The organism is Rhodopirellula sp. UH5 (assembly GCF_056839225.1).
The window spans coordinates 6,644,723-6,656,479 of sequence record NZ_CM166390.1 but is presented as its reverse complement, the minus strand read 5'-3'; the positions used below and the strand labels follow the sequence as shown (position 1 = coordinate 6,656,479).

10 protein-coding genes are annotated in these 11,757 nt (G+C 56.2%); 7 read left to right on the top strand and 3 right to left on the bottom strand.

What is annotated here, in order from left to right; all coding sequences use genetic code 11:
- Nucleotides 1-44 precede the first annotated feature (44 nt).
- Nucleotides 45-1,304 carry a cation:proton antiporter gene (locus UH5x_RS23735; RefSeq protein WP_482633919.1) on the bottom strand — a complete coding sequence of 420 codons (1,260 nt, stop codon included), beginning with the start codon at nt 1,302-1,304 and terminating at the stop codon, nt 45-47.
- Between the two features lie 222 nt (nt 1,305-1,526).
- Nucleotides 1,527-1,880 carry a hypothetical protein gene (locus UH5x_RS23730; RefSeq protein WP_482633918.1) on the bottom strand — a complete coding sequence of 118 codons (354 nt, stop codon included), beginning with the start codon at nt 1,878-1,880 and terminating at the stop codon, nt 1,527-1,529.
- 555 nt (nt 1,881-2,435) lie between these two features.
- Between UH5x_RS23730 and UH5x_RS23725 the strand changes: the two genes are divergently transcribed.
- From UH5x_RS23725 to UH5x_RS23705, 5 genes are all read left to right on the top strand, one after another.
- Entirely contained in the window at nt 2,436-2,858 is a 423-nt protein-coding gene (locus UH5x_RS23725; RefSeq protein ID WP_482633917.1) for a hypothetical protein, read from the top strand.
- A gap of 161 nt (nt 2,859-3,019) precedes the next feature.
- On the top strand, nt 3,020-4,447 hold the full coding sequence (locus tag UH5x_RS23720) for an efflux RND transporter periplasmic adaptor subunit (protein WP_482633916.1): 1,428 nt from the start codon (nt 3,020-3,022) through the stop codon (nt 4,445-4,447).
- 9 nt (nt 4,448-4,456) lie between these two features.
- Entirely contained in the window at nt 4,457-7,912 is a 3,456-nt protein-coding gene (locus tag UH5x_RS23715; RefSeq protein ID WP_482633915.1) for an efflux RND transporter permease subunit, read from the top strand.
- A 56-nt stretch (nt 7,913-7,968) separates the two neighbouring features.
- Nucleotides 7,969-8,499 (top strand): hypothetical protein, encoded by a 531-nt coding sequence (locus tag UH5x_RS23710; RefSeq protein WP_482633914.1) that lies wholly within the window; start codon nt 7,969-7,971, stop codon nt 8,497-8,499.
- A 29-nt stretch (nt 8,500-8,528) separates the two neighbouring features.
- On the top strand, nt 8,529-8,870 hold the full coding sequence (locus UH5x_RS23705) for a DUF3147 family protein (protein ID WP_482633913.1): 342 nt from the start codon (nt 8,529-8,531) through the stop codon (nt 8,868-8,870).
- Between the two features lie 154 nt (nt 8,871-9,024).
- On the opposite strand, the gene UH5x_RS23700 is transcribed toward UH5x_RS23705, so the two are convergent.
- Nucleotides 9,025-10,587 carry a TolC family protein gene (locus UH5x_RS23700; RefSeq protein WP_482633912.1) on the bottom strand — a complete coding sequence of 521 codons (1,563 nt, stop codon included), beginning with the start codon at nt 10,585-10,587 and terminating at the stop codon, nt 9,025-9,027.
- A 164-nt stretch (nt 10,588-10,751) separates the two neighbouring features.
- On the opposite strand from UH5x_RS23700, the gene UH5x_RS23695 reads away from it, so the two are divergent.
- Together UH5x_RS23695 and UH5x_RS23690 are read left to right on the top strand one after the other, a co-directional pair.
- Nucleotides 10,752-11,237, top strand: a complete 486-nt coding sequence (locus UH5x_RS23695) for a hypothetical protein (RefSeq protein WP_482633911.1) — start codon at nt 10,752-10,754, stop codon at nt 11,235-11,237.
- 225 nt (nt 11,238-11,462) lie between these two features.
- On the top strand, nt 11,463-11,690 hold the full coding sequence (locus UH5x_RS23690) for a hypothetical protein (RefSeq protein WP_236696562.1): 228 nt from the start codon (nt 11,463-11,465) through the stop codon (nt 11,688-11,690).
- The last annotated feature ends 67 nt before the right edge of the window (nt 11,691-11,757 follow it).

The window sequence follows — 11,757 nt, the reverse complement described above, 5'->3', positions numbered from 1 at the left end:
GCGTTTGACTCGAGACATCGTCCGAGCGTCGCATCGCAGACCGATCATGAAGTGGCGGGCGTTGTTTTGGCATCCTTTTCTTCGGCGTACCTTCGCATCATCAGCGATGCGACATTGCTGTGGATCATGATCGAAAGTGTGATGGTGGTGAGGACGATTCCAGCGAGTCGATTGGCGATGGGATCCTCCAGTCCATGACTGATCGCGTAGCTCAGGTAGTAGAGTGATCCGATTCCGCGAATGCCAAACAGAGAGATCAGGATCTTTTGCGAGAAGCGGATGTCTTTGAGCGCCAGTGCGAGCAGCACGCCGATTGGTCGGAACAGGAAAAACACGAGCATCGCGATCCACCAGTCGCTCGCCATGGTCCAATGGGAGGTCGCGAGGGCGCCCACCAACACGACAACGGCGACTTCGATGATGTGTCCGAACTGGTCGTTCACTTCGGTCACCGTGTGCATCAGCTTGTCAGGCTGCTCGTCATCAGATTGCCGGTCCGCGTACCGTCGCATCGCAACGCCCGCAGCAAAGACAGCCAGGAAACCATAGGCGTGAAGCAACAGTGCCGCTCCATAGCTCAGCCCGATCAGTCCCAGCGTCAACGCTTCTTCGCAGGCGGCGGGCGAGTTGGCTTGCCGTTTGATCCACACTGCCGCGCGGCTGACCGAGTAACCGCTTATCCAACCCACACCAAGTCCTGCTGTAGTTGCCCACAAAAGATCCACCGTGATCCATCGCCAACCATATTCGCCGAGTTCATGGTGCCCAAGCAGTCCCAGGCCAAGCATGATGAATGGAAAAGCGGCACCATCATTGAGCCCCGCTTCGCCGGTGAGCGCGTATCGCAGTCGATCGGTGTCTTGATGATCTTTGACTTGCACGTCACTGGCCAGGACAGGATCCGTTGGTGCGAGAACGGCTCCCAGCAAGATGGCGGCTCCCAAGGGCAAGTCCAGCAACATCGTTCCCACGATGGCGACGCCGGTGATCGTGACGATCATTGTCACGGATGCCAGTGGAATGGGTGCCCTCAGGTAGTGCTTCCACTGTGGCTTGAGTTGCAATCCGGCGGTGAGCAAACTGATCAAGACAGCGACTTCGGTCACTGATTCCACCACTTTGACATGTTTGATCAACTCGAAATCGAGCAATCCCAGGCCCCACGGTCCGATCGCCGCACCGATCGCCAGGAAGATCGCGGGCATCGATACCGGCCAACGTCGCAGCGGCCCCCGGCCCAACGCAGCGAGCAGAAAGATCAGGCCCAATAGAAGCGACCATGCGGTCACCGGTTCAAGTTTCATGGTGGCATCTTTGTCTTCCTGCACTGGCATGGAGATCCAGTTGCAGTGGGCGCTGTCCATGGGAAGAGATCGCCGATTCCGCTTGATGGGCACTCCAGAAACCGGCGTGAAGTTCCCCTGAGAGCGTTCCGTGCTTTGCAGTCGCATCCACCCACACGAGTCACCGCAGCAACGCCTCGGTCACTCATGGGGTCGTTCCGATCTTGCCCGCGCTCGCGCCGCTCAGTTTCGGGCGCGATAGCCATAGGCATGTTGGATGTAGGCTCGATCGGCTGCGTAGTCGCCGTCGTACTCCTCGCGAAGATGTCGATCGACGTTGTCGTTCCAATTGGGATGCTCAGCGCCCAAACGGTGCTGGGCCGTGTAGCCGAACCGGAAGGCTTGTTCTCGGTTTTCAAAGGCATCGTCCGAGCCAGACATTTGTTTCAGCGTGTCATCGACATCTTGGTCCATGTCGCGTGACGAGTCGGAACCAAAGTCCGCTTTGGTTTGTTCCCAGTCATTGGCGAACGCTTTTTTGATGCGTTCCCAGGTGCTCAGATCGTCGTCGGTGTAGGTGTATGCTTGCTTAGCCATCAGTGAATCCTTGTGGAATGGGGATCGGTTGCTTGAGCAGCAGATTGCGTTGCCCAAGAGATCTCGTTTTCCAGGACCAAGTAGCAAACGCTGGGCCGATTGAGAGGTTGGCTTCTCTTCCCAAGCCGAATTCACACGATGCTGCAAGCAAGCAACGCCCACTTAAGCGATGCATTTTGGGAAGGGCCGCGAGTCGCGGACGATCAACGCGACGTTACAGAAGCGGCGAAAGTTGACATTTCGCATTCGATCCTGCCGTCGGTGTTGGATACCAACCACTTGAACTGGCAAGTATTGCCACGGGGATTCTGTCTATTGCGAGCTATCGCAGGTTCAATTTGACAATCGTTCACAGCCCAATGATGTTCGTCATCCGTGGTTGCATGGGGTTGTCAACGGATGAAACTGGTTGGCGATTTCGCATCGGCAGCGAATCATGTCAATGACGCTCGATCAAGTCCTGAGGGTTGACGTTGGCCGTGTCGGGGTTTTCCGTCACTAGGTACTTGCTTGGTCGCTATAGCGAATCTTCGAATTGGCAGTTAAGCTGTTTGCATGAACCGTGTTCTTTCACTACTGCTGATTCCCCTTTTCGTGCTCGGGCAATGCTTGCCTCATTCGCACGCGGGTAGCGGCGTGGCTGAATCGGACGGTCATACTTTGCGGCCGCATGTGCATATGCACGGTCACGCCCATGACGACCATCATGAGCATGACGGTGAAGGCGATACGGCATCGCCAAACGACTTGCTTTCGCCAGCTGCCGAACACGATTCGGATGCCGTCTATTTGGCTGCTTCGGGTCATTCGCTGACGCGAACTTCGGGGGTGATCGGGCTTGAGTTCCACTCGGTAGACTGGGTCGCGTTTTCAGATCCGCTTCCCGTCGCCCTTCGACCAAGATGGCGCACCAGTGATCCGCCGGATCGCTATCGGACGCTGCCAATCTATCTTCTCACGGCCTCTCTTCGGCTGTAGCGGACGCCTGCACACACTCGTTGACTGTGTTGCACCCGCCTCTCCATAGCGAAACTCACTGAGAGTTTCGATCCACCACGTCGGCCCAGCCGAAAGTCTCTCCGGATTTTCGCTGCCGGTCTGTGCTGCCCGCTGAGAATCCGTCGAGAACGAACCCCACAATGAAACACATCACATCCGTTCTGAAAGCCCTGGTCGGGCCAGGGATCATCATCGCTGTTGTCGCCGCGATTTGGTTCTTCCGAGCAGAATTGTTCGGTAGTAGAGAGTTGAGCGAAACGCCGACTGCTAGCTCGTCGGGCGAGTCTGCCGAGAAGCAAACGGTGCTTGAGATCAGCGAGCAAGCAAGGAAAAACCTTGGCTTGTCGTCCGCTCCCGCGAAGCCGCAAGCGTACTGGCGATCAGTCACGATTCCTGGTGTCGTGGCGGATCGGCCGGGATTGTCGGATCGTGGTGTGACATCGCCCGCTGTTGGCATTGTGACCGCGATTCACGCGTTTCCGGGCGATACGATGGGGCCGGGCGATGCCTTGTTCACGCTTCGATTGTTCAGCGAATACTTGCAGAGCACGCAGACGCAGCTCTTCAAGGCGAATCAAGAAACGGGCATCATCCAGGAACAGATCGACCGCTTGTCTGGAGCCGTTCGCACTGGTGCGGTGTCCAAGGCGAAGATGATCGAACTGCAAGCAGACATGAGCCGTCAACAAGCGATCATTCAATCCTCTCGGCAGGATTTGCTGACGCGAGGCCTGCGTCCTGAACAGATTGATCTCGTTCAACAACAAGGGCAGTTCGTCTCAACGATCGAAGTCACCGCTCCTCCACCATTGGCTGGACAAGTCGCTTCATCCGGCGAACCCAGTAACCCCGTTCAGCAAGCGAGTCTGATCACAGATTCCGTCTCACCGAGCGAAATTGCCTATGAGGTTCAAGAGTTGAGCGTGGAGATGGGTCAGCAGGTGCAGGCCGGCCAGTTGCTTGCCAAGTTATCGAACCATCAATCGCTGTACGTGGTCGGACACGCCTTCAAACGCGAAGCGTCGTTTTTGGAGAAGGCGGCGGCGGAGAATCGTCCCGTCGAGATCGAGTTTGCGGAGGATAAAGCCGGCGATTGGCCCATGATCGAGCAAACGTTTCATATTCGGCATCTATCGAATTCGATCGATCCTGCTAGCCGCACATTTGACTTCTTTGTCCCTTTGTCGAATCATTCGCACGCCTACACGAAATCGGGCAATCAGTTCTTGGTTTGGCGATTCCGTCCTGGCCAACGAGCAAGGATTCGCGTTCCGGTGGAACAATTTGAAAATGTCATCGTTGTGCCCGCTGAAGCCGTGGTTCGGGAAGGCCCTGAGGCGTATGTGTTCCGTCAAAACGGCGACCTCTTCAAACGGTTTCCGGTTCATGTCCTGCACGAAGACCGTCAGTCAATAGTGATCGCCAACGACGGCAGCATTCCACGTGGGAGCTACTTGGCCCAGAGTTCCGCCGCATCGTTGAACCGAGTCTTGAAATCGCAAACAGCCAGCGGCGAGCAGCCCGGCCTCCACGTCCATCCGGACGGCACTGTTCACGCCGCACACTGAGAATTCAACATGCTCGATTCTATTATTAGTTTCTCATTGCGTTACCGCATGCTGGTCGTCGTGATCAGTTTGGTCGTGCTGGTCTACGGCTCGTACCTTGCGACGCAAATGTCGATCGACGTCTTCCCAGACCTCGACCGGCCTCGCGTAGTCATCATCACCGAAGCACCGGGCTTGGCGACCGAAGAAGTCGAAACGCTGGTCACTCAGCCGATCGAAATCGCATTGATGGGTGCCAACGGAGTGCAAGCCGTTCGCAGTCAGTCGACATCAGGTTTGAACATCATCTTTGTCGAGTTCGATTGGTCGACCGAGATCCGTGCAGCTCGCCAAACCGTGCAAGAACGACTGACAACACTCGAAGGAATCTTGCCAGCGGGAATTCAGCCTCAGATGACACCGCCCTCCTCGATCATGGGCCAGATCGTCGTCGCAGGCATCTATCGACAAGACGGTCCCGATGGCGGAAAGCTTGCTCAAGTCGGAACGACCAATCTGATGGCGGAAATGACCGTGGCCGATGGTCAAACGCCGCACATCGAAGTTTGGCGACCAGGCGATCGACACGATTTTGCAACGTGGGAGAAACTTGCGCCGAAATCGGTTGACTGGTCGGCGGCAGAGGAACCGAACGTCGGGACGGCGACGATTGAGATCGACGGACGAACTTATGAAGCCAACTTTTATTCCGACGCCAAGCAACAACTTGAACTGCGTACGATCGCCGATTGGATCATCCGGCCTCGCCTATTAAAAACAACCGGCGTCGCGGAAGTCTTCATGCAGGGCGGCGATCGAAAACAGTATCAAATCCTGATCGATCCCACTGCACTGCTGGAATACGACATCACGGTGCAGAATGTCGAGAAAGCACTGCGGGAAAGCAACATCAACACGAGCGGCGGATTCGCCGTGACGGGCGAGACGGAGCGTCCGATTCGTGTGCTTGGGCGACTCGGGCCGCAACCGAGAGTCGTCATTGAAGACCTCAAAAAGGTTCCCGTCGGCAGCAACCCCAAACGCTCCGTGTTGCTCGAACAGGTCGCTCGAGTCACCGAGGGACCTCAATTGAAGCGTGGCGACGGAAGCGTCAACGGACGGCCAGGGATCGTGTTCACGACGGTCAAGCAACCGCATGTTGATACGCGAAAACTGACCGACGACGTTGCGGCGGCGTTTGCGGAGGTCGAAGCGTCGTTGCCAGCCGACATCATCGTCAACAGCGAATTATTTCGTTTGAAGAACTTCATTGACCGTGGAATCTTCAACGTTGCGGAAGCACTTGTGATCGGTGCGGTGCTGGTCATCATCGTCTTGTTTCTATTCCTGCTGAACTTTCGTACGACGTTCATCACGCTCACCGCCATTCCGCTGTCGCTTGTGTTGACCACGCTCGTCTTCCGTCTGGTCGGAATCCTCAGCGGCAGCGAACTGTCGATCAACGTCATGACGCTCGGCGGTATCGCCGTTGCCATGGGTGAATTGGTCGACGACGCGATTGTCGATGTTGAAAACATTTTCCGACGTCTTAAGCAGAACAACACCCTACCAACCGAAGGGCAAAAGCCGTCGATTGTCATTGTCTTTGAAGCCAGCAGAGAGATTCGCAGCTCGATCGTTTTCGGCACCGCGGTTGTCATCCTTTCGTTTCTGCCGCTCTTCGCACTCTCGGGCGTGGAAGGCCGTTTGTTCACACCACTCGGGTTTGCGTACATCGTTTCGATACTTGCATCGTTCGTCGTGTCGATGACCGTCACGCCGGTGCTTTCGTATTACTTGCTGCCCAAGTCAGGTGCGACCCACCGTGAAGGCGATGGGTTCTTGCTACGCGGGCTAAAGAACCTCGTCACGCCGCTGATACGACTTAGCATGGCGATGCCTCGCACGCTGCTGCTCCTGACCTGGATCGCCGTTGCGCTCGCGGCTTGGCAAATGTCCAAATTGGGCAGAAACTTCTTGCCGCCTTTTGACGAAGGCAGCATCCAAGTGAACGTGACGCTTCCGCCTGGTTCGTCGCTGGATGCGTCGAACCAAGTTTCGCGTTCGATCGACGCGGTCTTTCAGTCGATGCAAAAGACCGATGAAAGGCCCGACGGAGAGATTCTGTATTTCGTTCGTCGAACCGGTCGGGCCGAGATGGACGAACACGCGTCGCCAGTGAATTTCGGCGAATACATTCTCAGCATGAATCCGGATTCCGAGACCAATCGCGAAGACATCCTGGCCGAGTTGTTGGAGAAGATCAGCGATGAAGCACCGGGCGTGGACATTGAAGTCGAACAACCGCTTGCCCACTTGATCAGCCACATGGTTTCGGGGGTCTACGCTCAAATTGCGATCAAAATTCACGGGGATGATCTCGACACTCTTGGCCGAGTCGCCGAGCAAGTCAAAAACTCGATCCAAGACATTCCTGGCATCACGCCGCCGATTGTCGAGCCAATTCGCGAAACGGCTGAGTTGCATATCGAATTGCGTGCGGACGACTTGGCCCTGCACGGATTGACGCGAGAGTATGTCGCCAACGTGTTGCAAACGGCTTTGCAAGGCGAGGTGGTCTCGCAAGTACTCGAAGGCCAACGGCGCTTTGATCTGCTTGTTCGCTTGGAAGAGGAGTATCGGGCGGACTATGCCAATCTCGGGCGTCTTCGCATTGACTTGCCGCATCAAGCCGACGAAACCGAACGCGGGCAGATTGCACTGCGAGAGGTCGCAGACATCGGTGAAGGCACCGGGCCAAACTCCGTCAATCGGGAAAACGCCCGCCGACGGATCGTAATCCGCTGCAACACGCAGGGCCGCGATCTTGCCAGTGCGGTGGGTGAAATCAAACAACGAGTCGGCGATGAAGTGCAAATGCCGGTCGGCTACTTCATCGAGTATGGCGGGCAGTTTGAAAGCCAGCAGCGTGCGACTCAGCTAATCGTCGTGCTGGCTGGCATCTCCATCGTTGGCATGTTCGTGGTGCTAATGCTGCTGTTCCCATCGGTTCGGATCGTCTTGCAAGTTCTCAACGCCCTGCCGACTGCTTTTATCGGCGGTGTGCTGGCTTTGGTCATCACGCAGCAAAGCCTCACGGTCGCCAGCTTGGTTGGCTTCATCTCGCTTGGTGGGATCGCGGTTCGCAATGGGATCCTTTTGGTAACGCACTATTTCCACTTGATGAAAGAGGAAAACGAAGACTTCTCGCAAGCGATGATCATTCGCGGAAGTCTCGAACGACTCGCACCCGTGTTGATGACGGCACTTACCGCCGGCATTGGACTGATCCCATTGGTTCTAGGTGGTCAAGAACCTGGACGTGAGATTCTGTACCCGGTGGCAACGGTCATCCTTGGTGGATTGACCACGTCAACGTTCTGCGAATTCCTGATTCACCCCGGACTGTTTTGGAAGTTCAGCGGCCGAGACGCCGCAAGGCTTGCCGAGCAAGAGACAGAGGAGGACGAACTAGCAATGATTTGATCCACACACCCGACTGGTACGACAAAACTCTCACTTCCTATCCAAAGAACAATTCCATGAAGATTCAAAACACATTCGCCTCGCTGCTCACCGTCGCTTGCCTTTTCGGCTTCGGCGGTTGCAAGCAAGAAACCGCATCAACAACACCAACGCCAAGTGTCGAAACAGAGGCCGACGGTCACGAACACGCCGAAGGCGATGAAAAGGATCACAGTGTTGCCGGTCATGGCCATGGCACTGGCCCTCACGACGGCACGATCGCCGACTGGGGCGGCGGGAAATTCCACGTCGAATTCACAGTCGATCACGACAAGACTCAAGCAACGGTGTATGTGTTAGGTGGCGATGAAAAGACACCCGTCCCAATTGACGCAGAAACCATCGAGCTGAATATCGTCGATCCAGAAATGACGGTGACCCTGAATGCTTCGCCGGAAGAAAACGACCCCGACGGCAAAGCATCACGATTCATCGGCACGCATGAAAAGCTTGTTGTCGTTCAAGAGTACGAAGGAAGCATGACAGGTGTGATTGATGGCACACCGTACTCAGGCGACTTCAAAGAAGAAGCTCACGACCGTGAATAGGCTGCACTCTTTCAACCAGGACTAAGCGAATGTGGTTGATCGTCAAAGCGTTGATTTCAGCTGCGGTGATAGTCGCCGTGGCCGAGTTGTCGTCTCGGCTGCCTCGTTTGGGTGCGTTATTGCTGACACTGCCGACCATCAGCATTCTCGCGTTCATCATGGCTTGGAACAAAGACCACGACATGATCGCGATCAGCAAACTCGCTCGCGAGACGTTGGTGCTGGTGCCACTCGGATTGCCGTTTTTTGTGCCGCTGGCAATGTCCTCAAAAACAGGACTATCGTTCTGGCCAAGCTTTGGTCTGGGCGTCGTATTGGCAACGCTGACGATCGGAGCATGGTTCCGTTTTGGCCCGCAGGTTTCACCGTAAAATCGCGTAATTGTCGTCGGTTTACCAACTAAAACGAGGGCTTGTTGATGGAGCCTGCTACTTGCCGGCGGCAGCGACTGGTTTGATCGCGAGTGTGGGCAGAGCAGGTACTAATCAAGCCTTGCGCCAGACGCTCTGGATGGTTGTTCGTCGTTCAGGTTGGGCAACCGACGGTTCGTTCGATTTGAGCGAGGGTGCTGGCAAGGGTGGCTTTGGTGCGGGCCACTTGGACTTGCAGGGCGAGCAATTCGCGGTAGGTGGCGACGAGGTCGGTGAAGTCGGCTTTCTCGTTCTGATAGTCGGCCGTGCTGATCGTGAGTGTTTGTTCGGTCCGTGGAATCAGCCGTGTACGCAACAGTTCAAGTTGTTCGATCGCGGCGTAGGCGGCGGCGACTTGGCGGCGGAGCGTTCCACGCAGACGGTCGCGTTCAGCTTCTCGGCGTAGCGTCGCGCTGCTGCGGTTATGGGCTGCTTCACTGATGCCCGCGTTGATCTTGTCTCGCCAAATCGGAAGCGTCACGCCGATCGAGAAGTTGATGTTGTCGTGGCCATTCGCAACGGGGCTGAGGACGTTGTGATCGTCGCTGACAATCGAGTATCCAAGACCAAGTTGAAAGTCGGGGTACTGCTGCAAACAGGCGAGGGACTCTTTGGCTCGGTCGCGGGCGATTTCGGCGGCAAGTCCTTGCAGAGTTGGATTGCATTGCTCCGCTTGGGCGACAAGTTGTTCGATTTGCGGGGCCGCTTCATCGACCTCGAGTTCATCGGCCGCCACAGGCATGTAGTTCATTGGCATCCGAACGAGGGCACCAAGATCGGCTCGGGCTTGTTCGCGTTGTCGGCGTAGAGCAATCAGTTGTTCGGCCAGACGATCGCCTTCGAGTTCCGCACGAAGCACATCCTGTTGACTGCCACCTGTTCGGTAGCGGGCTTCGGATACCGCGATGAGGTCTTCGACGATCTCGGTGTTGTCATCGACGATCCGCAACAATTCGGCGGCGAGCCAAAGTTCGTAGTAAGCCAAGCGAACGGCTTCGGTGATTTCGATTTGCCGTCGTGCGACTTCTGCGCGAGCAACTTGGACTTCGCGGTATGCGACCTGCCCACGAGCGTCTAGCTTCTCCGGCCAGGGAACCTTTTGGCTGAGTGAGAACTGGTGACCGATGCGTCCGCCCGCCGTTTGAAGGGCTTGGTCATGAATGGGCCAGAACGTGTTGCCCACGACGGGATCTTCGAGCGAGGTGGCTTGCGGAATGCGATGCGATGCGGCGGCGACCTTTTGTCGAGCAGCGGCAATTGACGGATGAGATGCAACGGCCGTGGCGATCAGTTCGTCGAGCGTCACGGGAGTTCCCGGATCGGTTGATTCGACTTCGACGCCATCCAAAAACCCTGCGAAGGTGTTTTCAGTCGCTACGTCTGACTGCTCGTCGCCGTTTAGAAACTCGATGTCATCATTGTTGCTTTGCTCAGATGACACGACTGCGTCCTGATCATCCAATTCGGAATCATCCTGATGGGTTCGGAATCCCACCAGCATTGCATCGGTGGTTTTCTCGACGCCCTGACCATGCCCCGAAGTCTCCTGAATGACGTCGCCTTTACTGCGGGACTCGATCGAAGCATACGAGTTCGGCGTCGGCAGGGCGGGTTTGGATACAATGGCTTCGCGTGCCGTTCGGCACCCAGGCAGTGTGAGCAACAGGACGACCAGCAACTTTCGGTTCCTGCACGAATCAGTTCCGCTGCTGTTGCTCGACGCTGGCCCATTCGTGTTGCACCCAAGATTCCGTTGGTAACGATGTTTCCTCTTGCACTCTTTTCGGCATCGAGCGATAATGTGCATACCTTATTAGGGTATGTTTCCTCCGGTCGTTCCGAATGAATCTCGCAACAATCCACATTGCCGTTACAGCTTGCCTGATCGTCAGCACGACGATTCAGCCGATGGCTGCGCTGACGATGTTTGGCGACTGTGCGGACAAGGTTTGCGAGCAAACGCAGAACTGTCCGGGTTGTGGCTGCTGTGAGGTGCAATCAGCGAGCGATCGCTGCTGTTGCTGCACGCATGAAACAAAGCCCTCCGAGGAGCATAGACGGCAGCCCGAAAAGAGCATCGAAGCTCTGGTGGCAGCGGGGGCTTATCCGACGGTATCGCAGTGTACTTGCGGTGTATCCACGCCACCGATGGACCGAACGGATCACCGCGAACAAATCGTACGCGAGCTCGTGAATCGTCTTTCGATGCTGGACTTTGTCGTCCTAGACGAAACGCCCCTGGCGTTCGATCGGCCTCAAGCGATCGACGATTCTTTCGGAAGTCGGGCTGATTTCTCTCAGCGTTTTCTCTGCGTTTGGCGGATCTAACGAAGTTCGTTGGGGAGCGTGCGCGCTCACCAAAACGAATCTTCAACGGCCCCCCAAACCTTCTGACGGAACTGTTTCCGTCGTCCTACAGAGAGAACTTCCATGCGCTATCATGCAATTCCTGCAGCTCTGATGCTGCTTCTTACTGCAACCATTACCGGTTGTGCTGAAACGGACCAGACTACAACGGCACCGTCGGTGACGGCCCCAGTTGAGGCGACGCCGATGAGCTTTGCCAATTCCGAATGCCCCATCATGGGCGGCGAGCCGACCGAAGAACTGACGGCCGAATACGACGGCAAAACGATCGGATTCTGCTGCGAAGGTTGCCCGGAAAAGTGGGCTGCGTTGAGCGACGAAGAGAAGGCGGAGAAGTTCGCCAAAGTCGACGCTCACGCCGGGCACGACCACGATGCCGAAGGGCACGATCACTCAGAACACGCCTCCGAATAGTCAGGCTTCTCACGCAGCCCGCGGACAAAACCGACGGCAGCATCGCTTCTCGCATGCTGTCGTCGGC

What these genes read in the sequence shown, in the direction of transcription:
- UH5x_RS23715 (WP_482633915.1), top strand. Translation starts at nt 4,457, where the DNA reads ATGCTCGATTCTATTATTAGTTTCTCATTGCGTTACCGCATGCTGGTC.
- UH5x_RS23705 (WP_482633913.1), top strand. Translation starts at nt 8,529, where the DNA reads ATGTGGTTGATCGTCAAAGCGTTGATTTCAGCTGCGGTGATAGTCGCC.
- UH5x_RS23695 (WP_482633911.1), top strand. Translation starts at nt 10,752, where the DNA reads ATGAATCTCGCAACAATCCACATTGCCGTTACAGCTTGCCTGATCGTC.
- UH5x_RS23720 (WP_482633916.1), top strand. Translation starts at nt 3,020, where the DNA reads ATGAAACACATCACATCCGTTCTGAAAGCCCTGGTCGGGCCAGGGATC.
- UH5x_RS23690 (WP_236696562.1), top strand. Translation starts at nt 11,463, where the DNA reads ATGAGCTTTGCCAATTCCGAATGCCCCATCATGGGCGGCGAGCCGACC.
- UH5x_RS23725 (WP_482633917.1), top strand. Translation starts at nt 2,436, where the DNA reads ATGAACCGTGTTCTTTCACTACTGCTGATTCCCCTTTTCGTGCTCGGG.
- UH5x_RS23710 (WP_482633914.1), top strand. Translation starts at nt 7,969, where the DNA reads ATGAAGATTCAAAACACATTCGCCTCGCTGCTCACCGTCGCTTGCCTT.
- UH5x_RS23735 (WP_482633919.1), bottom strand. Translation starts at nt 1,304, where the DNA reads ATGAAACTTGAACCGGTGACCGCATGGTCGCTTCTATTGGGCCTGATC.
- UH5x_RS23730 (WP_482633918.1), bottom strand. Translation starts at nt 1,880, where the DNA reads ATGGCTAAGCAAGCATACACCTACACCGACGACGATCTGAGCACCTGG.